Here is a 21,168-nt window from a genome sequence, read left to right as displayed (position 1 = left end):
AGGCATGTAGAAGCATAGGGGATGGGGCGGGTGAGGGTGAGGTGTGGCGGGCCGCCGGCAGCGGCCCGCCCCGGACACGGCGGTGCCGGTTGCGGAGGAGAACACTCCTCCGCAACCGGCGGGCGTCACCGCACGGCTCAGCCCACGACCCGGCCCAGCTCGATCCGGTCGATGTTCGGCGCCCAGGCGCTCGCGTTGCCGAACGTCACCTTGTTGGCACCCTTCTTCAGATCGACCGGGACGCCGACCGTCCAGTAGTCGTCGAAGCTCCAGGTGTTCTTGAAGGTGACCTTCACCGGTGCCGCGCTTCCGACCGTGATGTCCGCCGTACGGGACATGATGTCGGTGTTGTAGGCGTGGCCGTTGTCCCTGCGGTCGTTGTGCGCGTAGTGGACGACCAGCACATGGCGGCCGGACCGGGGCGCGTCCACCGTGAACTCGGCCGTGCTGGACGCGCTGTTGCCGAGCCATCCGATGTACGAGCCGGCGGACGCGTGCCGGGAGTCGACGAGCTTGGCGCCGCCCGCGAGCGTGGCCGAGGCGCCCTCGTAGGAGAGGGTGCCGGAGGCCGAACCGTCGCCGGAGACGTCCAGGGAGCGCACGGCGGCGTGGCCCGACGCCATCGCGATCCGGTTGTTGCCCGCGACCAGGTAGAGCCGGAGCGGCCGGCCGGGCGCCGCCGTGACCGTCTCCCCGTGCAGCGCGAGCTTCACCGCCGCCGAGGCCCGCGGCGTCACCGTGTAGTAGCCGTCACGCGGGGCGTAGACGTCGAACACCGCCTTGTCACCCGAGCGCAGCACCAGGGCGCCCGTGCCCGTCCCGGCCGAGGACGAGTAGTCGTACGACGGCCTGCCGCTGATGTCCGCCAGGGTGGCCTCGTACGACGCGGAGGCCGCGCCCGTCCGTGTGGTCAGGTCGATCCGGTCGAGGGTGACCTCGGCGTCGCCCTTGGACAGGACCAACTGGTGTGTACCGGCCTTCAGCTGGACGCCGACATCCTTCTTGGCGCGGTACGTCCAGTTCTCGGTGGAGGGGTAGCCGACCGTCACCGGGTCGCCGCCGTCGACGGACAGCTTCTGCGTGGCGGGGCCGCCGGACTGGTTGCCGTACAGGATCGCCAGGTCGTACGTGCCGTCCTTCGGCACCCGCACCGTGAAGGCGATTTTGCTGCCGGGCTGGTTGAGGGAGCCGACGTCCTTGGTGCCGGAGGCCGCGTAGCCGTTGGCGTTCTGCACGGTGCCCTGGGTGTACACCTTGCCGTCGGTGATGGCCGCGTCCTCGGCCTCGTACGAAGCCGACCACGGGACGGACGCGGCGGACGGGGTGCCCGAACCGCCGGGGGTGAGGACGATCCGGTACGCCGACATCTTGTGCGATCCGCGCAGCGGAACGGTCACCGAACCGTCGTCCGCCACCTTCACCTTGGTGCGCGCCAGGACCCGCGGAGCCGCGTGCTGCCCCTCGTAACCGGACCAGGCCGCCTCGGCCACCGTCGCGGTGACCGTACGGCCGAACACCGACCGGGGGACATTGCGCACGACCACGTCCGAGTCGTCGCCGGAGCCGCCGAGCAGCACCTGCGCCTGGCGGCGGGAGGCGTCGAGGGAGGCGAGGCCCTGGAGCGTGTCGATGGAGTTGGGCTGCGGGGGCGTCACCTTCACGGTGTTCCCGGTCATGCCCGCGTACCAGCGGAACAGCCACCAGCCGCCGTTGGGTATGTTCGACCGCACCACATGGCCGCTGAGATTGCCGGCGGCGTCCCAGTAGGCCATGTTGGCGTACACCTTGTTGCGCTCGAACATGGACACCCACTGCACGAGCTGCCCCGGCACGGACAGGTCGCGGCGGTTGGCGTACTCATCGATGTTGATCTTCAGCGGGGCGACGCCCGCCTCGCGCTCCAGCTTGCGGTACTCGTCGTAGTGCGCCTGGAAGTCGCGCAGCGAACCGGAGCCGAGCTCGTGCCAGGTCATCACCTGGGGCAGCACGTTCTCCCGCTTGGCGAAGGCGAGGAAGTCCTTCAACAGGCGTGTGTGGTACGCCGCTTCATTGGGTCCGGCGATCCGCGCGTCCGGGTCGATCGCGCGGATCCGCTGGTACACCGTCTTCCAGTCCTTGAAGAACCGGTCGCGGTTCTTCTCGTACTGGGCCTGGTCCTGGACGTCGAGCTTGTACCAGATCTGGTCGGGCTCGTTGAACGGGATGTAGACGAAGCGCTCGCTGTTCGGGTCGGACGAGACCTCCTTGGCTATCTTGTCGACCTTGGGGAGGTAGTCGTCGATGCCGAGGTCCTCGTACGGCCACTTGGCGTAGATGTCCTGCATCATCACGTTGATCTCGCCGCCGCCGTTGCGGAAGAACGACTTGGAGACGGTGAGCGCGTCGCCGTTGGGGTGCTGGGCGCCGCCCTCCGGCTTCTGCGAGACGCTGGTGATCTTCAAGGGCGCCATCGCGGCGTCGCTGGGCACGCCGTCGTCGCTGAGCCCGTACAGCGAGCCGTTGGCGCCCAGCATCACCGGGCCCTCGGAGCTGCTGAGGTCGACGGTGAGGCGCTGGGGGTCGGCCGCGGCGGCGGGACCGGCCGCGGGGAGGGTGCCTGCCATGGCGGCTGCTCCAAGTAGTGCTGTGATCAGGGCGGTTCTGGTGCGGGATCTGGTGCGGGCGGGGGTGCTCACGCTGCTGGACCTCCAGTCACTTGACGGCTCCACTGGTGATTCCGGACACGATCTTTCGCTGGCCGACGAGGAACACGGCGACCATGGGGAGGCTCATCACCACGACGTACGCGAAGACGAGATGCCAGTTGTTGAGATAGAGCTGGGCGCTGGCGACCTGGTAGAGGTTGAGCGGCAGGGTCGCCCGCTCTCCGCCGCCGAGGACGAAGAACGCGTAGAAGACGTCGCTCCAGGCATAGAGCATCACCATGATCGTCGCGGTGGCGATCACCGGCCGCAGCAGCGGCAGGACGATCCGCCAGAAGATCCGTGACGGTGTCGCCCCGTCCATCCGGGCCGCCTCCTCCAGCTCCATGGGGATGGCGCGGATGAAGCCGGTCATGAAGAAGATCGACGTCGACAGATACATGCCGGTGTAGACGGCGATCATGCCGGGGCGGGTGTTGGCCAGCCCCAGCTGCCGCAGCTCCATCACGATGGTGATGACAGCCGGCGGCAGCAGCAGTCCGCTGATGCACAGCGCGTACGCCGTCGAGACCAGCTTCGACTTGCGGCGGGCGAAGACCCAGGCGGCGCCCGCCCCCAGGATCAGCACCAGCACCACCGAAGGCACCACGACCAGCAGCGAGTTGAGGAAGCCGCGCAGCATCTCGCCCTCGCTGACGGCGTCCGCGTAGTTGCTCGCGGGCTGCCAGTGCCCGGGCAGGTCCAGGTTCGGCTCGATCGCCTCGGCCTGCGGCTTGGCCGAGGTGACGGCGACCAGCCACAGCGGCACACCGACGGCCAGCGCGGCCAGCAGCACGACGAGGGAGGGGCGGCCGTACCGCCACACCGCGGTCACAGCAGCTGCTCCCTTCGCCGGAGCCCCACGACCAGCGGAATCGCCACGGCGACCACCACCAGGAACAGCACGAGGCTCATCGCGGAGGCCTGGGCGTACAGGCCCTGTCCGAAGATCCGGAACATGTAGATGTTGAAGACCTCCGTGGAGGCCGCGGGGCCGCCGCCGGTCGTGGCCTGCACGATGTCGAAGGTGTTCATCGAACCGATCAGCGCCGTGGTGACGTTGAAGGTGACGGCCGGCGCGAGCATCGGCCAGCGCACCGACCAGAAGGTCCGCCAGGGCCCCGCCCCGTCGCACTTCGCGGCCTCCAGCATCTCGCCGGGGATGCCCTTGAGCCCGGCCAGATAGATCAGCATCGACAGGCCCATCCACTTCCAGCCGTGGATGAGGGTGACGATCACCAGCGTCCAGGTCGTGGAACCCAGCCAGGGGATGTCCGTGCCCAGCAGGGAGTTGACCGCCCCGTCCTGGTCGAGCAGCGCCTGGAACACGTAGCCGGTCGCGAGCGCCGAGATCAGCACCGGCAGGAAGAAGACGGCACGGAAGAACCGGTTGAACCGGCTGTCGTCCTCCAGCAGCAGCGCCAGCACGAGCCCGAAGCCGTTCTGGAACAACGCCGCCAGCAGCGCGTACACCAGGGTCGTACGGATCGCACGCAGCAGCGAGCCGTCCTCGGCGATGGTCCTGAAGTTGTCCAGGCCCGTGAAGGCGATGTCCGCGTGGTACGAGGACCAGTTGGTGAACGGGTAGTAGAAGTTGAGCAGGTTCGGCACCAGGAAGAAGCCCGCGAAGACGACGACCGCGGGCAGCGCGAACCACCAGGGGTGGTGCACGGCCGCGCGCGGCAGCCGCCCCACCTTCTTCGGCGCGCCCCCGACCGGCGCGGGCTTGGTACGTACGACCGTGTCCGCCATGGTCAGAACCCGGGGGCGCCCTGGGCCTTGGCCACCTGCGCGAACTGGTCCTGGATTGCCTGCGCGACCTGCTGCGGGCTCTTCTTGCCGAAGATCATGTCGGCCAGGTAGAGGTGGGTGTCCGGGGCGACGATCGCCTTGGCCTGGAAGACGCCGATGGCCTTCGGCAGAGCCGCCACCTGGGCCTTGGACGTCCCGGGCAGTCCGCCGGGGGTGGGCACGGACGGCTGCACGGACGGGATCTTCATCGTCTTGATGTAGTCCGGGTAGTCCGGACCGAGCCAGAAGGCGAGGAACTGCCGGGCCGCGTTCTGCCGCTTGTCGTCACCGGTCTTGAAGGCGACGACGCCGTTGGTCTGGTCGGGGGAGTACAGGCCGGTGGCCGAGGAGTTGGCGACCGGGAACCAGCCGATCTTCTCGTCGATCTCCGCGGTGGAGTACTTGGCCTGCAACTGGCTCTGGAAGGACGTGACGTTGAGGACCATGCCGGCCTCGCCCTTCCACAGCGCGTCGGCCTGCCCGGTGAACGTGCCCGTCCGGTAGTTCTTCTGGGCGAGCCCGGCGTCGAGCAGCTTCTCCTTGTACTTCTTGATGGCGCCGACGACGACCGGGTCGGTCCACTTCTTCTTGCCCGTGTTGAGATCGGCCCACCACTGCTGGTCGAGGTCGGTGAGCTGGAGCTGCATCTGCCACTGGAGCGGCCACTTGTCGCCGCCGGCCTCGTAGAAGCCTGCCGCGTCGGACTTGTCGACGACCTCGCGGCCGAGGGCGAGCAGCTCGTCGTAGGACTTGGGGAAGTCCTTCTCGGCGATGCCCGCCTGCTTGAAGACGTCCTTGTTGTAGTAGACGCCGAGCATGGCGGGGCTGGTGACGATCGCCGCGTACCGCTTGCCGTCGATCATGCCGAGCGACTTCTCGGTCCCGCCGAGCTTCGCCTCCCACGGCTCCCCGACCAGGGTCAGGAGGTTCTGCTTCGGCTGTATGAACGGCAGCGTGGAGATGGACGGCTGCCAGAACATCAGGTCGGGGCGGTCGCCGGAGGCCAGCTTCGTCGGCACGTTCTGCTCGTAGAGGTCCGGGATCGCCTGAGTGTCGACCGTGGCGCCGGTGGCCTTCTCGAAGGCGTCGATGACCTGCTTGGGCGCGTTGACCGTGTTCTGCGCGGTCCACATGGTCAGCTTCACGCCGTCGAGGCGGGCGGTGGGGTCGACCTCCGTCTTCTTCCCGCTCGAACCGGAGTCACCGGAGTCCCCGGCGGTCGGGTCACTGCACGCGGTGGCGGTCAGGCCGGCGGCGCATATCAGTGCCAGGGCGGGGAGAGCTCTTCTCTTCATCTCGTGCCTTTCCGGAGCAGGCGGTGCGGTTCAGGAAGCGGGACTCACAACTGCTGTGCGGACGAGCGGTGTTCAGCGACCGGCGGGCGGCGGCCCCGAGCTCTCCCGCACCACCAGTTCGGGCACGGACACGGGATGCGGTGCGACCTGCGCCGACTCCTCCAGCACCCCGTGCAGCAGGGCGAACGCGGCCCGCCCGAGGCCGGTGAAGTCCAGGCGTACGGTCGTCAGGGACGGTGTGAGGAAGGCGGAGTGCGGGGCGTCGTCGAAACCGGCCACGCTGACCTCGCCCGGCACCGGGCGGCCGGCCTCGTGCAGGGCGCGGAGCACGCCGAGCGCGAGATCGTCGTTGCCGCACAGGATCGCGGTGACGGACGGGTCGCCCGCCAGCTTCAGCCCGGCCGCGTGACCGCCCGCGGGTCCCCAGCTGCTCTGTACGGGGCGGGGTTCCGGGGCGCCGGCTTCCTGCAGCGCCTGCCGCCAGCCGCTGGTGCGGGCGCTGGTACGGCGGGTGCTGGACGGGATGGCGACGTAGTGAACGGTCTCGTGGCCGAGGGAGAGCAGATGACGGGTCGCCTGGTAGGCGGCCTCGCGGTCGTCGGTCCAGACCCAGGGGCGGTCGCCGCCGGGCGGGCTCGCCGGGGTCTCGACCACACCGACGACCGGCAGCGCCGTGGGCACGGCTCCCAGCGCCCGGACACCGGCCGGATCGTAGGCGATCACGATGATCCCGCCGCCAGCGTCCGCCGCGCGCTGCACCTCCGCGGCCACGGCCGCGTCGTCGGCGGACTCCAGGACCCCGATCCCGACCGCGTACGACGCCGCGCGGGCGGCCTCCTCGATGCCCTGGAGGATCGAGGCGTAGCCGTAGTGGGTGGTGTTCGCGGTGAGCACGGTCACGGTGCGGGTGCGGCCGCTGGCCAGGGCGAGGGCGGTCGCGTTGCGGCGGAAGCCCAGTTCGTCGATGGCGGCGAGCACCCGCTCCCGGGTGGACGGCCGGACGCTGGGATGGCCGTTGATCACCCGCGAGACCGTCTGGTAGGAGACCCCCGCCGCGGTCGCGACGTCCCTGATGCTCGCCGGGCGCCTTGTGTGACCGGTCACATTCATGCGAGGATTGTGACCGGTCACACTTGGGTCGTCAAGAGACCGTAACGAGGGATTCACGCGGACCGCCGCTCCCGGAGAGCGGGGCGGGGTCAGGAGGGGGAGCACCTTGACCGGCACGGCGGAAGCGGCGCACATGGCCTCCAACCAGCGGCAGGACGAGTTCACTTGGGGACATGAGGCCCTCCGGGCACGGTTCGCCGTCGCCGCCGACGGGACTCTCCGACTGGTCGGGCTGGCAGCGCCCGACGACGGGACCCCCGCCGCCCCCGACTCAGCGCTCCCGCTCGTGGAGCTCACCGCCCTAGGCCATGGCAGCGGCTGGTCCGGGCCGCGTTTCACGGGCACGGCCTTCGGCGCACGGCTCGCCTACCGGGCCCACCGCACGGGCAGACGCGACGGCTGGGACTGGCTGACCGTCGAACTCCACGATCCGGGCACCGGCCTGACGGCGTTCGCCGAGCTGACGTCACCCACCGGCCTGCCCGTCCTGCGCTCCCGCGTCCGGCTGCGCAACGAGGGCCGGGAGCCCCTGGTCGTCCAGTCCGTCAGCAGCCTGCTGGTCGGCGGCCTGCCCGCCCCGGACGTCCTCGACGTCCACCGGGCCCGCAACGACTGGCTCGCCGAGTGCCGTTGGTACGCCGAGCCGCTGCGCGCCGCCGTGGCCGACATCAACATGGACGTCCACGAGCACGACAGCCGGGCCGCCCTCGCCCTCACCGGGCGCGGCAGCTGGCCCACCGACGGCCATCTGGCCATGGGAGCGCTGACCGAGCGGGACGGCGGCCGGGCCTGGGTGTGGCAGGTGGAGTCCCCGGCCGGCTGGCGCTGGGACGTCGGCCAGCGCGCACACGGCACGTACCTGGCGCTGAACGGCCCCACGGACGCGCAACACCAGTGGCGGGTGCGGCTCGCCCTCGGTGAGGAGTTCACCACCGTGCCCGGGGCCCTCGCACTCGGCTCCGACCTCGACGCCGCGATGGGCGCCCTGACCTCCTACCGCCGGGCGATCCGCCGCCCCCACCCGGACCACACCGCCCTCCCCGTCGTCTTCAACGACTACATGAACACCCTCATGGGCGACCCGACCACGGCCAAACTGCTGCCGCTGATCGACGCCGCCGCGGACGCCGGCGCGGAGTACTTCTGCATCGACTCGGGCTGGTACGACGACGACACCCGCGGCTGGTGGGACAGCGTCGGCGCGTGGCAGCCCTCGCCGCGCCGCTTCCCCGACGGCGGTATCCAGGCGGTCCTGGACCGGATCCGGGAGCGCGGCATGGTGCCCGGGCTGTGGCTGGAGCCGGAGGTCGTCGGGGTGCGCAGCCCGGTCGCGGCCGAGCTGCCGCCCGAGGCGTTCTTCCAGCGCGACGGCCTGCGCCTGACCGAACAGGGCCGCCACCAACTTGACCTGAGGCATCCGGCCGCTCGCGCCCACCTCGACAAGACGGTCGACCGGATCGTCGGCGACTGGGGCGTGGGCTATCTCAAGCTGGACTACAACATCGTGGTCGACCCGGGCACCCAGGCCCCCGGCGACCTCGCACCCGGAGCGGGCCTCCTGGGCCACGCCCACGCGTACCTCGACTGGCTCTCCGCCGTCCTGGACCGCCACCCCGGCCTCGTCGTCGAGAACTGCGCCTCGGGCGGCATGCGCATGGACGGGGCCACCCTGGCCGTCTCCCAGCTCCAGTCCACCAGCGACCAGCAGGACCCGCTGCGCTACGCGCCCATCGCCGCAGCCGCGCCGACCGCGGTCCCGCCCGAGCAGGGCGCCGTCTGGGCCTACCCGCAGCCCGCGTTCGACGACGACCTGATCTCCTGGACCCTGGGCGGGGCCCTGCTCGGCCGCATCCACCTCTCGGGCCATCTGAACCGCATGTCGGAACACCAACTGGCCCTCGTACGGGACGCGGTCACGGTCTACAAGTCGATCCGCGGCGACCTCGCCCGGGCCCTGCCCTTCTGGCCGCTCGGCCTGCCCGGCTGGTCGGACGAGTGGCTCGCCCTGGGCCTCCGGGCCCCCGGCGACCACACGGCCTACATCTCGGTCTGGCGCCGTGGCGGCCCGGCCGAATTCCGCCTCCCCGTCCGGCACCTGACAGGCCGGACCGTCCGGGCGGACGTCCTGCACCCGTCCTCCCCGGACGCGGGCCGAGCCACCTGGGACGGTGACGCACTGACGGTGTCGGTACCGTGCACCCCCGGCGCCCTGCTGATCCGGCTCACGCAGCACGACTAGGGGGTTCGCGGAAGTGAGGGGTGCGCGCCGTGGGTTGTTCAGGGTGAGGGAGCAGGTTCCTGAACAATCAGGCGGGCGCTGGAATCGGTGCAGCGGGGGTCCCCGCCGTACCGTTTCCGACCGACCGAAGGACGATGACGTGAACCGTGACCGAATGGGCCGACCGGCGGACGCCACCCCGGTACCCACCGCCCGTACGCGCCGGCGGGCCGCGACGACTGCCGTGACGCTGACCATCGCGGGCACACTCGGGTTCGGCCTGATGACGCCGGTGGCGTCTGCCGCCAACGGGCCCTGCTACGACGGGCGGTGCAAGACCACCGTGTCGGTGCCCAAGACCATCAAGGTCGACAGCCGCAAGTTCGGGTTCGGGAAGCTGAAGATCACGAGTATCAGCTCCCGAGCCGTGAAGATGTCGGCCGCCGGCGGAAGCCTCACCGGCAGCACCAGCCCGGGCGGCACCGTCAAGTTCAACAACCTGAAGATCTGGGTGAAGTCGGTCTCCGGCAACAAGGCCAAGCTCCAACTGTTCCCTACGCGCTACTGAGCCCGTAGCCGAACCCCGGCGCGGCAGTCCCGCGCCGGGGTGGGCCGCCCGTCACCGGCGTACGGCAGTCCGATCGCGTACGACATTGCGTTCCCGGGCCTCGCCGCCCGCGTCCCGGCGGAACGCCCATGTCATCTCGGGCTCCATCACCCAGCGGAACAGCCGCCGTACCGGCGGGGTGCACAGTGCGGTCACGACGACGGCCGCGACGGCCGTGACGAGGAGCTCGCCCAGGGGCCGGTGGACCCACGCCGGGTCGTACCAGCCCCAGAACTTGGACCCCTGGGCGACGAAGCCGTGCAGCAGATAGCCGTACAGCGTGCCCGCGCCCAGCACCGTGAACCATGCCCGGCGCCCGGGCACCCAGGCGAGGAAGCAGGCCACCAGGACCAGCGAGCAGCCGAAGATCACCAGCGTCATGACGGGCCCGGACCAGGAGGGCGCCGCGAGCTCCTCCGCGCTGTCGCGGTGGTAGAACCAGGCGCCGGTCATCCGTGGCACCGCCCAGTAGGCCACGACGAGGGCAGCGGCGAAGACCGGCACCGCGAGGATGCGCACCTTGCGCCGGCGCACCAGCCGGAAGTGCTCCGGCTTCAGGCACAGGCCAAGGACGAAGTACGGCAGGAACTGCAGGGTGCGTTGCAGGTCGAGGTCGTTGCCGACGGACGGCGAGAGCGTCGCCAGCATCGCGATGACCAGGGCGACCGGCAGCGGCCACCGCACATGCCGCCACACCGGCGTGGTCAGCCGCCAGATGAACAACGCCGCCAGGAACCAGGTGAGGTAGAGCGGATCCAGCAGGCTGACCGGCCGGTCGGGCTCCTGGTCGGTCCACCGGGTGAACAGGGTGTACGCCGTCTCGAAGACGACATACGGAACGGCGAGTCCGGTGACCAGACGCCTGATCCGCCCCGGGCCGGCGTCGAAGGAGCGCGAGAAGTAGCCGGAGATGATGATGAACGCCGGCATGTGGAAGGCGTAGACCACCATGTACAGCGCGCTCGCGGCCCGGCTGCCGTCCCGCAACGGCTCCCAGGAGTGCCCCATGGCCACCAGCACGATCGCCAGATACTTGGCGTTGTCGAAGAAGGCGTCCCGCTGCCCGGACCCCTGCCCGGACCGCTGTGCGGGGGCGGCGGCCTCGGACGCGTCCTTCGGCCCCCGCCCGCCGCCGGCGGGCGCGACGGCGCGCATGCGCAGGGTGTCCTCGCTCATCGCGCCTCCCGCGCACCGTCGGGGGAACCGGAACGAGCGCGGGCGCGTCTTGCCGGAGATACGGCAGTGGGGTGCCGGTGAGACATCCCCGCCGCCTCACCGCTGCGGGGCCGCGTAAACCGCCTTCCCGCGCGATGTCGTATGGATCACAGCCGCGGCGACGGTGCCGCCGCACCGGACGCCGGGAAACGCGCCGGCACCGTCGCACGAGGCGCGTCAGCTCACCGAGCAGGCGGCGCCGTTCAGCGTGAACGCCGTGGGACTGGGGTTCGCGGTCGACCGGGTGGCCGTGAAGCCGAGGGTGACCGAGCCCGCCGCGGGGATCGTCGCGGTGTACGAGGCGGCCGCGACGCCGACCTCGGAGCCGCTCTGCGTCGCCGTGCCGCCCCAGAGGTTGGTGATGCGCTGGCTGTCGGGGAAGGTCCAGCGCAGCGTCCAGCCGTTGATCGCCGACGTGCCGGTGTTGCGCAGGACGATCTCGCCCTGGAAGCCGCCGGGCCAGCTGCTCGTCACGCGGTAGCCGACGCCGCAGGCCGACGGTGTGCCGCCGGGAGTCGTGACCGTCACCGTCGCCGAGCGGGGCGATCTGTTTCCGGCCGCGTCACGGGCGTAGACGGCGAAGGTGTGGGACGTGGCGGGGGACAGGCCGGTGAGCGTGGCGCGGGTGGCCGCCGTGGTGGTGGCGACCGTCTCGGTGGTGCCGTTGACCCGGACGACGTCGTAGCCGGTGACGCCCGTCGCGTCGGTGGCGGCGGCCCAGGACAGGGTGACGGACGAGGAGGTCACCCCGGAGGCGGTCGGGGTGCCGGGAGCCGTCGGGGGAGTGGTGTCACCTCCGCCGGAGGAGTAGATCGCGGCCTCCCTGGCGGTGGCGGCGATCCCGTTCGCGCCGTTGAAGAGCCGCTGCCCCCAGGACGTGAGCTGGTTCGGGTCGAAGTTCGTGACCATGTCCAGGTACTCGACCCCGCCGCCGTTGCCGCTCCAGGACCAGCCGAGGTAGCCGAGGCGGAGCTGCTGGGCGACGGCCAGGATGGTGTCCTCGTCGGGGTTGCCGTCCGAGTGGTCGTGGCCGAACTCGCCCACGACGACGGGCAGTTTCGCGGTGACGAAGCGGTTCAGATAGTCGGTGATCTCGGCGGCGGTGTCGAAGACGCCGTACATGTGGATCGAGAAGACGGTGTTGGCGTCCGGGTCGGCGGCGAACACCGAGGCGGCGTTGTCCCGCATGGTGAACGCCCAGTCCTGGCCCCAGTTGGGCGCGTCCACCATGATCGTGTGGTCGAATCCGGCGGTGCGCAGCTTCTGGATGGCCGCCTTGGTGTCGGCGGTCCAGCTCGCGTAGTTGGTGTTGCCGTACGGCTCGTTGCCGATGTTGACGATGACGTAGTCCTCCTGACCGGTCAGCGCGCTCTGCACGCTGACCCAGTACTCGGCGGCGCGGGCGAGCGTGACGGCTCCACTCTGCTCGCCGTAGCCGGTGGTGTCGTGGACCTCCAGCACGCAGATCAGCCGGTTCTGCTTGCACTGGGAGACCACGTTCGCCACGTCGGCGGTGTCGTTGCGGGTCCAGCGGTCACCGCTGGACAGGACGACGCGGACGGTGTTGGCTCCCTTCGCCTTGATGTGGGAGAGGGAGCTGATCCGGTCCGGATACCAGGTGTGGGCGTGGTTGACGCCGCGCATCACGAAATCGTTCCCGGAGGCTTCCAGGAGGCGGCCGTTCTCGACGCGGAAGCCGGTGGGGGCGGCCTGTGCCGGGGTGCTGAGGGAGAGGAAGGAGAGCAGGAGTCCCAGGAGGGCGGCGGCCACGCCGGCCACTCGGGGGACGGAGGCTGTGCGGGGTCTCATGGCGGCTCCAGTAGGGGGAGTGGAGGGGGAGTCGGGCCCTGGTCCGCGCCGGGTGTCAGGCGGCCGGGGTCTTCGCCGTGCACGTGACGGTCGCCGCCGGGGTCCCGGCCGTTGCCGGGGCGGTGGCGACGAAGCCGAACGTGGCGCTCGCGCCGGGTGCCAGCGCGCCGTTCCACGCCGCGTTCGTGACGGTGGCCGTGCCGTCGGCGGCCGTCGTGTGGGTGCCGTTCCAGACCTGGGTGAGACGCGCGCCGCCCGCCGGTACGACGGTCGCGGTCCAGCCCGAGGTGGCGGAGGCGGAAGTGTTCGTCACCGTCACCTCGCCCTGGTAGCCGCCCTGCCAGGAGGAGACGGCCCTGAAGCGCGCGGTGCAGGCCCCGGGTTCCTCACCGGGATCACCGGGGTCGCCCGGGTCCTGCGGGACGCCGGCGTCGAGGACGGCCGCCAGGGCCGGGTACCAGCGGGCGGCGATCTTGTCGTCGCCGGAGGCGTTGGGGTGCACGCCGTCGTAGGTGTCGCCGGCCGTGCTGAACCCCGTCCACTGGTCGACCACGGTGACGGGGGAGCGGTCGGTGCCGGTCGTCCGGGCCCAGCCGGGGATCCGCGCGTTGAAGTCGACCACGCGTTGCGCACAGGACGCGCAGCTGCTCGGGTTCATCGGGATGAGCTGCGCGACGAGGATCCGCATGTCCGGATCGGAGGCCCGCATCTGCGTCACGAGCTTGGTGTAGGCGGCGAGGATGCGGTCGGGGGCGATACCGCTCCACACGTCGTTCGTGCCGAAGTGCATGACAACGATGTCCGGGCGGGTGGCGGCGAGCCTCCCCGGCAGCAGGTTCTGGTCGGCGACGTTCGTCACCAACTCACCGCCGTGCCCCTCGTTGTCGCCGTCGTGCGCCTGTCCGCACCCCTGTGTGGGGAGGGTGCCGACGAAGTCGATGTCCGTGTATCCGCTGTTCACGAGCCGGTTCCACAACAGTGCCCGCCAGCAGCCGGGCGAGCCGGTGATCGAGTCGCCGAGCGGCATGACGCGGACGGGATCCGCTGCGGGGGCGGCCGTCGCGCCGGGTGCGGCGGTCAGGCCGAGGGGGAGGAGCAGGGTGGCCAGGAGGCCGAGCACCGTGACGATCCGTAAGCGTGGGGACGAGCGGGGGGTTCTGCGCATGGTGGTCCCTTCCCTGAGCGAGGTGGGAGCGCTCCCATGACATCAAGCCATTGTTGTCATTGACGCGTCAAGAGGTCGGGCGGGGCGGGCCATCACCGCCCTGCGTTCAACTGCCGTTCCGCCTTTGCCGGGTCATGAGGCATTGATGACCGAACACCCAGAGAGTCGCGGTCATGATGGTCGGCGTAGATAAGGCATGCCTTGGCTAACTCGCTTGCGTGGCGGGCCGGGCAGAGGGCCGGGAGGGTCGCAGCACATGTGGGACGACGCGTTTCCGAGCTTTCTGATCGGGCTGAGAGAAGGGCTGGAAGCCGGCCTCGTCGTCTCCGTGCTGGTCGCCACCCTCGTGCGGGCGGGCGCCAGGACCCGGCTGCCGCAGGTGTGGACCGGGGTGCTGGCCGCGATCGCGCTCTCGATGAGCTTCGGAGCGGTCCTCACCTTCACCGCCGCCTCCCTCTCCACCACCGCCCAGGAGGCGTTCGGCGGCGCGCTGAGCATCGTGGCCGTCGCCTTCGTCACCGCGATGGTGTTCTGGATGCGCCGCTCGGCACGCGGCCTGGCGGGTGAGATCAAGGAGAAGGTCACCGGCGCACTGACCATGGGTGCCGGCGTCCTGGTCCTCACCTCCTTCCTGGCGGTGGGGCGCGAGGGCCTGGAGACCGCGCTGTTCCTCTGGACCACGGCCCGTGCGGCGGACGAGTCGGCAGGGCCCCTGACCGGCGCGGGCGTCGGGCTCGTGCTGGCGGCGCTGCTCTGCTGGGGGCTCTACCGCCGGGTGCTGTCCATCAACCTCACCCGCTTCTTCACCGTGACCGGCGCCGTCCTCGTCGTGATCGCCGCCGGCGTGCTCGGCTACGGGCTGCGCGACCTCCAGGAGGGCGGGGTGCTGCCCGGAGGCACGGCGTACGCCGTCGACCTGAGCGGCGGCGTCGACGCCGGGTCCTGGTACAGCACCCTGCTCCAGGGCGTGCTCAATCTGACACCGACGATGACCTGGCTCCAGGTGGTGGGGTACGTCGGGTATCTCGGCGTGGTGCTGCCGCTCTTCGTGCGGGGAACCCGGGCCGTAGCCCCACCCGCCTCCCCGGCACCGGACGCGCCCGCACCCGCACCGGCGCCCACTCCCACCCGCCCCGTCTGGCTTCTCCCCGTCGCGGTGGTCGCCGTCCCCGCGTTGCTGGCCGGCCTGGTCGTCGCCGTGGCGCGCCCCAAGCCCTCCGGCGGGGAGACCGTCTCCGTCTCGGAGGCCGACTGCGGGCAAGGGTTCACCGCGCCGCAGCCGGGGCGGCAGACCTTCCGGATGCACAACACCGGGAACCAGACGTCCGAGGTGTACCTCGTCGACCCGGCCACCGGAGCGGTCTACGGCGAGATCGAGGGTCTGGCCCCCGGCACCACCCGGGACCTGGTCGCGACGGTGGCGGGCGGTACGTACGCCTGGCGCTGTGTGCCCATCGACGGCAAGGCCGTCACCTCCACGGCGGTCCGGGTGAGCGGCACCGGAACTGCCGCGGCCGTCGTGCCCGTCTCCGCGCACGACCTCGTCGCACCGCTTCGGGCCTACAAGGCGTACGTGAACCGGGGCCTGGCCGCCCTCGTCACCCAGACGCGCGGACTCCGTGACGACATCCGGGCCGGCCGCCTGGACAGGGCCCGCACCGACTGGCTGACCGCGCACCGCACCTACGCCTCCCTCGGCGCGGCCTACGGCACCTTCGAGGACTTCGACCAGAAGATCGACGGCAGGCCCGACGGTCTGCCGGACGGGGTGCACGACAAGGGCTTCACGGGCTTCCACCGGATCGAGTACGGGCTGTGGCACCACCAGGCGGCCGGTGAACTCAAGGGCCCGGCACGACAACTCGCCGATGACGCCGCCGGGTTGCTGAAGGCCTTCCCGCACCAGGACTTCGACCCCTCCGACCTGCCCCTGCGCGCCCACGAGATCCTGGAGAACACCCTCCAGTTCGAACTGACCGGAGACGCCGACCAGGGCAGCGGCACCGGTCTGGCCACCGCTGACGCCAACCTCGCCGGGACGCGCGAACTGCTCACCGTGCTCCGGCCGTTGCTCGCCACCCGGGCCCCGCACGTGCTCTCCACCGTCGACGCGGACATCGCCCGGCTGCGGAAGCTGCTCGACTCCGAGCACCACGGCTCCGGCTGGACTCCCGTCGAGCGGCTCGCCCCGACCGCCGGAGCCCGGATCGACGGGGCCACGGGACAGCTCCTGGAAGACCTCTCACCGGTGCCGGACCTGCTCGAGATCAGGAAGTCCGCATGAGCACCGGCCCCTCTCACCGCCCCGCGAAAGCCGCCGAAGGGAACGCCCCCATGCCGTCCGCCGACACGCCCCCGCCGGGCTGCCCCGCCCACACCGGCCGCCGTTCCTTCGTGAAGACGGCCCTGGGCGCAGGAGCCGCGGGCGCGGTCCTCGCCGGGGGAGGAGTCGCGTTCGCCGAGAGCGGCGGCGGCACCGCCCGGGCGGCCGAGGGGACGGACGCCGACCCGGTGGCCTTCCACGGAATGCACCAGGCCGGGATCCTCACCCCCGCGCAGCGGGCCGCCGCCTTCGTCTCCTTCGACGTCATCGCCGACACCCGCGCCGAACTGGCCGATCTGTTCAGGACGGTGACGCGACGGGTCCGTTTCCTCACGTCCGGCGGGACCCCGGCCGACCTGGGCGTCGGCGCCCCGCCCTCGGACAACGGCATCCTCGGCCCGGTCGTCCCGGCCGACGCGCTCACCGTCACCGTCGGTGTCGGCGCCTCCCTCTTCGACGAGCGGTACGGACTCGCCGCGGCCAGACCGCGCCGGCTCACCCCCATGCGGACCTTCCCCAACGACAATCTGAACCCCGCCGAGTGCCACGGCGACCTGTCCCTGCAGATCTGTGCGGCCCGCCAGGACACCGTGCTGCACGCGCTGCGCGACATCGCCAAGCACACCCGGGGCGCGATGCGGATCCGCTGGCGCGTCGACGGCTTCCAGAACACGCCCCGCCCCAGCGGCACCCAGCGCAACCTGCTGGGCTTCAAGGACGGCATAGCCAACCCGGACGTCGCGTCCGCCCGCGAGATGGACCGCCTCGTATGGGTCGGGGACGGGCAGGGCGAACCCGGCTGGGCCACCGGGGGCAGTTACCAGGTGATCCGGATCATCCGGATGCTCGTGGAGTTCTGGGACCGGGTGTCGCTGACCGAGCAGGAGCTGATGTTCGGCCGGCGCAAGGACACCGGAGCGCCGCTGGACGGTGCCGAGGAGACCGACAGCCCGAACTACGCCAAGGACCCGCACGGCACGGCCATCCCGCTCGACGCGCACATCCGCCTCGCCAACCCGCGCACCAGGGCGACCGGCGACTCCCGCATCCTGCGCCGGGGTTACAACTACGACCGCGGCGTCGACACCGTCGGCGATCTCGACATGGGGCTGGTCTTCTGCTGCTACCAGCAGGATGTGCGGCGCCAGTTCGAGGCGACGCAGACCCGGCTGATCGACGAACCCCTCGTCGACTACATCTCCCCGACCGGCGGCGGCTACTTCTTCGCCCTGCCCGGCGTGCGCTCGTCCTCCGACTGGTTCGGCCGGGCACTGCTCTCCACCTGATGCCCGGGGTGAACTCCCGGCTGTGTCAGAAGTGTTGACCGCGTCGTGAAAGCGTTTTAATTTCCCTTCATCGGACACACCGAGGCGAGGGGGAGCCGTGGCAACTGCTTTACGGGAACGAGCAGGTGCGAAGGGGGTGAGTCCACCCCGTCGCGGTTCCGGCGGGGTTCAGCGCAAACTTAAACGTTTTCAGAGCCGGACGCTGTTCCTGCTGATGCTGCCCGGTGTCGCCTACTTCCTGCTGTTCCACTACGGCGCACTCGCGGGCAACGTCATCGCGTTCAAGGAGTACGTGCCGTTCGACGGCCTCCTGGGCAGTCCGTGGGTGGGTCCGGGCAACTTCCAGCGCATGTTCGAGGACGCGGCGTTCTGGGACTCGGTCCTCAACACCCTCTGGATCGCCGTCCTCCAGCTGGTCTTCTACTTCCCGGTGCCGCTCGGTCTGGCCCTGCTGCTGCACACCCTCACCTGGAGCTCGGTGCGCCGGTTCGTGCAGTCGGTGGCGTATCTGCCGCACTTCATCTCATGGGTGATCGTCGTCGCCCTGTTCCAGCAGGTGCTCGGGGACACCGGCCTGCTCAACAGCGGCCTGAGCGGCGCCGGTCTGCACACCGTCGACATCATCGGCAACCCGGACGCCTTCCAGCCGCTCGTCGTCGCCCAGGTCATCTGGAAGGACGCCGGCTGGGGCACGATCATCTTCCTCGCCGCGCTCGCCCAGGTCGACGAGCAGCAGTACGAGGCGGCCGCCATCGACGGCGCAGGACCCTGGCGGCGCTTCTGGCACGTCACCCTGCCCGCCATCCGCCCGGTCGTCGTGCTGCTGCTCATCATGCGGCTCGGCGACATCCTCTCCGTCGGCTTCGAGCAGATGCTGCTGCAACGCGACGCGGTCGGACCGGAGACCGCCGAGGTCATCGACACCTTCGTCTACTACCAGGGCATCGTCGGCGGCGACTACGGCTTCGCGGCGGCCGCGGGCCTGTTCAAGGGGCTCGTCGGCGCCCTGCTCGTCTACGCGGCCAACAAGGCCGCCCACCGCCTCGGCGAACAGGGGGTCTACCGGTGAGCGCGTCCGCCCGGCCCGGCTGGATGGAGAAGCCCCGGCCGCTCACCCAGACCGCGAAGGCGCTCGCCCTGGCCACGGTCGTGCTGCTGGTGTGCGTGCCCTTCCTGGTGATCGTGTCGACGTCTCTGGCCTCCACCCAGGAGGTCGTCGACAACGGCGGCTGGGTGCTGTGGCCCAGCGAGCCCACGCTCGACGCCTACCGCGACGTCTTCGACGGCGGCATCGTCACCCACGCCCTCGGTGTGAGTGCCGGGGTGACGGTCGTGGGCACGCTACTCAGCCTCGCCTGCACGGTGACCCTGGCCTACGCGCTGTCCCGCCCGGGTGTCTTCGGCGGCAAGCCCGTCCTGCTGCTGGTGCTGTTCACGTTCCTCTTCCCGCCCGGCATGATCCCGAGCTTCCTGCTCGTCAAGGAACTGGGCCTGCTCGACTCCTACGCCTCGCTCGTGCTGCCCGTCCTGGTCAACGTGTTCAACCTGGTCGTGCTGCGCGGCTTCTTCCAGTCGATCCCCGAGGAGCTGTACGAGGCGGCCCGGCTGGACGGGGCGGGGGACTGGCGGGTGCTGGTGTCGGTGGTGCTGCCGCTGTCCAAGGCAGCTCTCGCCGTCGTCGGCCTGTTCTACGCCGTCGCCTACTGGAACTCCTGGTTCTACGCCTCCCTGTACCTGGAGAGCGACCACTGGCCGCTCCAGCAGGTGCTGCGCACCTATGTGGTGGCCGGGGCCGGGCTCACCGACGCGACGACCGGCGAGGCGACCGTCACCGCTCCGCAGACCGTGCAGATGGCGGTGCTCGTGATCGCCACCGTGCCGATCCTGCTGGTCTACCCGTTCCTGCAGAAGTACTTCACCAAGGGCGTGCTCACCGGCGCCATCAAGAGCTGACCCAAGCAAGAGCTGACACAAGCCGACACGAGGTGATTCACCCATGCCCCGCATGTCCCGACGCACGCTCCTGCGCTCCATGGCCGCCGGCGGCGCTGCCGTCTCCGTCCCCGGTCTGCTGACCGCCTGCTCCTCCGGGTCCGACGGCGGCGACGTCTCCAACGCCGGGAAGAAGCTCGCCCCCTGGCCCGCCCACCGTCCCGCCACCGGCCCGAAGCCCGACCTCGCCGCCACCGAGGAGGGCGTCCAGGCCGGATACACCTCCTACCCCTCCGACCTGGTCAAGTCGGTCTCCCGCACCCCGGGCGACGGCTCCACCGTCCGCGTCATGACCGTCTCGTTCGGCACACCGCCCAAGCCCGCCTCGCAGAACCGCTTCTGGGCGGCCGTCGAGAAGGCCCTCGGCGTGAAGATCGAGTACACGATCATCTCCCAGGCCGACTACCAGAAGAAGATGGCCACGGTCATGGCCGGCGACGCCGACGCCCTGCCCGACATCATCAACATGTTCTCCGGCTTCACCCTGCCCCGCGAGGCACAGTTCGTGCAGCGCCGCGCCCAGGACCTCACGCCGTACCTGTCCGGCGACGCGATCGCCGACTACCCGAACCTCGCCAACATCCCCACCCACGCCTGGCGCGACATGGGCCGCATCGGCGGACAGATCTACGGCATCCCGCTGGAGCGCCCGCTGCCCGGCTCGACCCTGTGGGTCAACCAGGACCTGTTCGCCGACGCGGGCATGAAGGAGGGCTGGACGGCCGAGGACTTCACCGCCGTTGCGCGACGGGGCACCCGCGGGAAGACGTACATGCTGGGCGCCGCCGCCCAGTCAGGGTTCGGCAACGGCTACCACTCCGCAGCCCACAACGCGCCCCAGAGCTGGGCCGTCACCGAGAACGGGACCTTCCTCCCGGCGGCGGCCGACGAACGCTACAAGGCGTCGATCGCCTTCCGGGCACAGCTGCGCGAGAACGGCTCCTACCACCCCGCCGCCACGTCCATCTCACAGATCGACCTGACGACCCTCTACTACAACGGCACCGTCGGTTCCATGCAGGACGGCTTCGGCGCCTATCTGCCCAAGTACCGTGAGTCCCAGGGCAAGATGACCCCGGCAGCCGCCCTCCCGTACAGCGTCGGTGGCGAACCCGGCGGAATCGTCGCAGCCCGCCGCTCCTTCGGCTACACGATCCTGAGGAAGGCGAAGAAGGAGCGCGTCGAACTCCTCCTCCGCATCCTCGACTACCTCGCCGCGCCCTTCGGTAGCGTGGAGTGGGAGCTCACCCACTACGGCGTCGAGGGCGTCCACTTCACCCGCGCCAAGGACGGCTCGCCCGAGTACACCAAGCTCGGCGAGGTGGAGAACAACACCAACCTGCCGCTGAAGTACCTCGCCGAAGGCCCCCAGGTGCTGTTCGTGCCCGGCATGCCCGACGCCGTACGCGCCCTGCACGACTGGCAGCGGAAAGTCGTGCCGCACGCCGTCCGCAACGCCTCGTTCGGGCTTCAGTCCGCGACGCACAATGCCCAGGGCGCCACCCTCCAGACCCTCCTCGACGACACCGCCACCGGGATCATCGCCGGGCGGCTGCCACTGTCCGAGTGGGACGCGACGGTGAAGAAGTGGCGGAGCCGGGGCGGCGACAGAATGGCCGAGGAATACGCGAAGGACTACGCGGCCAACACCTGAACAGCGGTGGGCGGAAGAGGAG

Annotated in this window: 15 protein-coding genes; 7 read left to right on the top strand and 8 right to left on the bottom strand. The window is 70.5% G+C overall.

What is annotated here, in order from left to right; translation table 11 throughout:
• Positions 1–137: 137 nt before the first annotated feature.
• The 5 genes from ACIBK5_RS02730 to ACIBK5_RS02710 all read right to left on the bottom strand — a co-directional run bounded on the left by ACIBK5_RS02730 (position 138) and on the right by ACIBK5_RS02710 (position 6,877).
• Positions 138–2,603, bottom strand: a complete 2,466-nt coding sequence (locus tag ACIBK5_RS02730; protein WP_399015403.1) for a cellulosome protein — start codon at positions 2,601–2,603, stop codon at positions 138–140.
• A gap of 88 nt (positions 2,604–2,691) precedes the next feature.
• A complete protein-coding gene (locus ACIBK5_RS02725; RefSeq protein ID WP_399015401.1) occupies positions 2,692–3,516 on the bottom strand; it encodes a carbohydrate ABC transporter permease in 825 nt (274 codons plus the stop codon).
• Positions 3,513–4,433, bottom strand: coding sequence for a carbohydrate ABC transporter permease (locus ACIBK5_RS02720; protein ID WP_399015399.1), 921 nt, complete (start codon positions 4,431–4,433; stop codon positions 3,513–3,515). The genes ACIBK5_RS02725 and ACIBK5_RS02720 overlap by 4 nt, the downstream gene beginning before the upstream one ends.
• 2 nt (positions 4,434–4,435) lie before the next feature.
• Positions 4,436–5,767 carry an ABC transporter substrate-binding protein gene (locus ACIBK5_RS02715; protein ID WP_399015397.1) on the bottom strand — a complete coding sequence of 444 codons (1,332 nt, stop codon included), beginning with the start codon at positions 5,765–5,767 and terminating at the stop codon, positions 4,436–4,438.
• Positions 5,768–5,839: 72 nt separating this feature from the next.
• Positions 5,840–6,877, bottom strand: coding sequence for a LacI family DNA-binding transcriptional regulator (locus ACIBK5_RS02710; RefSeq protein WP_399015395.1), 1,038 nt, complete (start codon positions 6,875–6,877; stop codon positions 5,840–5,842).
• A 133-nt stretch (positions 6,878–7,010) separates the two neighbouring features.
• Here ACIBK5_RS02710 and ACIBK5_RS02705 point away from each other — a divergent pair, with 133 nt between their 5' ends.
• Positions 7,011–9,116, top strand: coding sequence for an alpha-galactosidase (locus ACIBK5_RS02705; RefSeq protein WP_399016217.1), 2,106 nt, complete (start codon positions 7,011–7,013; stop codon positions 9,114–9,116).
• 139 nt (positions 9,117–9,255) lie between these two features.
• Complete coding sequence (locus ACIBK5_RS02700; protein ID WP_399015393.1) at positions 9,256–9,663, top strand: hypothetical protein; 408 nt, start codon at positions 9,256–9,258, stop codon at positions 9,661–9,663.
• Between the two features lie 51 nt (positions 9,664–9,714).
• On the opposite strand, the gene ACIBK5_RS02695 is transcribed toward ACIBK5_RS02700, so the two are convergent.
• The 3 genes from ACIBK5_RS02695 to ACIBK5_RS02685 all read right to left on the bottom strand — a co-directional run bounded on the left by ACIBK5_RS02695 (position 9,715) and on the right by ACIBK5_RS02685 (position 13,891).
• A complete protein-coding gene (locus ACIBK5_RS02695; protein WP_399015392.1) occupies positions 9,715–10,878 on the bottom strand; it encodes an acyltransferase family protein in 1,164 nt (387 codons plus the stop codon).
• Between the two features lie 216 nt (positions 10,879–11,094).
• Positions 11,095–12,726 carry a cellulase family glycosylhydrolase gene (locus ACIBK5_RS02690; protein ID WP_399015390.1) on the bottom strand — a complete coding sequence of 544 codons (1,632 nt, stop codon included), beginning with the start codon at positions 12,724–12,726 and terminating at the stop codon, positions 11,095–11,097.
• Between the two features lie 55 nt (positions 12,727–12,781).
• The gene (locus ACIBK5_RS02685) at positions 12,782–13,891 is read right to left on the bottom strand and encodes a GDSL-type esterase/lipase family protein (protein WP_399015388.1); all 1,110 of its coding nucleotides are present in this window, start codon (positions 13,889–13,891) and stop codon (positions 12,782–12,784) included.
• A gap of 256 nt (positions 13,892–14,147) precedes the next feature.
• On the opposite strand from ACIBK5_RS02685, the gene efeU reads away from it, so the two are divergent.
• From efeU to ACIBK5_RS02660, 5 genes are all read left to right on the top strand, one after another.
• Entirely contained in the window at positions 14,148–16,175 is a 2,028-nt protein-coding gene (gene efeU, locus ACIBK5_RS02680; RefSeq protein WP_399015387.1) for an iron uptake transporter permease EfeU, read from the top strand.
• 50 nt (positions 16,176–16,225) lie between these two features.
• Positions 16,226–17,500 (top strand): iron uptake transporter deferrochelatase/peroxidase subunit, encoded by a 1,275-nt coding sequence (gene efeB, locus ACIBK5_RS02675; RefSeq protein ID WP_399015385.1) that lies wholly within the window; start codon positions 16,226–16,228, stop codon positions 17,498–17,500.
• Positions 17,501–17,714: 214 nt separating this feature from the next.
• Complete coding sequence (locus tag ACIBK5_RS02670; RefSeq protein ID WP_399016214.1) at positions 17,715–18,569, top strand: ABC transporter permease; 855 nt, start codon at positions 17,715–17,717, stop codon at positions 18,567–18,569.
• Positions 18,566–19,453: a carbohydrate ABC transporter permease gene (locus ACIBK5_RS02665; protein ID WP_399015383.1), complete on the top strand. Its 888-nt coding sequence runs from the start codon at positions 18,566–18,568 to the stop codon at positions 19,451–19,453. Before ACIBK5_RS02670 ends, ACIBK5_RS02665 begins: the two co-directional genes overlap by 4 nt.
• A 43-nt stretch (positions 19,454–19,496) precedes the next feature.
• A complete protein-coding gene (locus ACIBK5_RS02660) occupies positions 19,497–21,146 on the top strand; it encodes an extracellular solute-binding protein (RefSeq protein ID WP_399015381.1) in 1,650 nt (549 codons plus the stop codon).
• Positions 21,147–21,168 lie beyond the last annotated feature (22 nt).

Origin of the sequence: Streptomyces sp. NPDC050546 (assembly GCF_044457425.1) — a bacterium.
Taxonomy (GTDB): Bacteria; Actinomycetota; Actinomycetes; order Streptomycetales; family Streptomycetaceae; genus Streptomyces.
Note: the sequence above shows the minus strand (reverse complement) of the source record. Positions and strands in the feature narration are given on the sequence as shown.

Excerpts from the sequence above, each read along its gene's own strand:
- ACIBK5_RS02730 (WP_399015403.1), bottom strand. The coding sequence starts at position 2,603 with ATGGCAGGCACCCTCCCCGCGGCCGGTCCCGCCGCCGCGGCCGACCCC.
- ACIBK5_RS02720 (WP_399015399.1), bottom strand. The coding sequence starts at position 4,433 with ATGGCGGACACGGTCGTACGTACCAAGCCCGCGCCGGTCGGGGGCGCG.
- ACIBK5_RS02715 (WP_399015397.1), bottom strand. The coding sequence starts at position 5,767 with ATGAAGAGAAGAGCTCTCCCCGCCCTGGCACTGATATGCGCCGCCGGC.
- ACIBK5_RS02710 (WP_399015395.1), bottom strand. The coding sequence starts at position 6,877 with ATGAATGTGACCGGTCACACAAGGCGCCCGGCGAGCATCAGGGACGTC.
- ACIBK5_RS02705 (WP_399016217.1), top strand. The coding sequence starts at position 7,011 with ATGGCCTCCAACCAGCGGCAGGACGAGTTCACTTGGGGACATGAGGCC.
- ACIBK5_RS02695 (WP_399015392.1), bottom strand. The coding sequence starts at position 10,878 with ATGAGCGAGGACACCCTGCGCATGCGCGCCGTCGCGCCCGCCGGCGGC.
- ACIBK5_RS02690 (WP_399015390.1), bottom strand. The coding sequence starts at position 12,726 with ATGAGACCCCGCACAGCCTCCGTCCCCCGAGTGGCCGGCGTGGCCGCC.
- ACIBK5_RS02685 (WP_399015388.1), bottom strand. The coding sequence starts at position 13,891 with ATGCGCAGAACCCCCCGCTCGTCCCCACGCTTACGGATCGTCACGGTG.
- efeU (WP_399015387.1), top strand. The coding sequence starts at position 14,148 with ATGTGGGACGACGCGTTTCCGAGCTTTCTGATCGGGCTGAGAGAAGGG.
- efeB (WP_399015385.1), top strand. The coding sequence starts at position 16,226 with ATGCCGTCCGCCGACACGCCCCCGCCGGGCTGCCCCGCCCACACCGGC.
- ACIBK5_RS02670 (WP_399016214.1), top strand. The coding sequence starts at position 17,715 with ATGCTGCCCGGTGTCGCCTACTTCCTGCTGTTCCACTACGGCGCACTC.
- ACIBK5_RS02660 (WP_399015381.1), top strand. The coding sequence starts at position 19,497 with ATGCCCCGCATGTCCCGACGCACGCTCCTGCGCTCCATGGCCGCCGGC.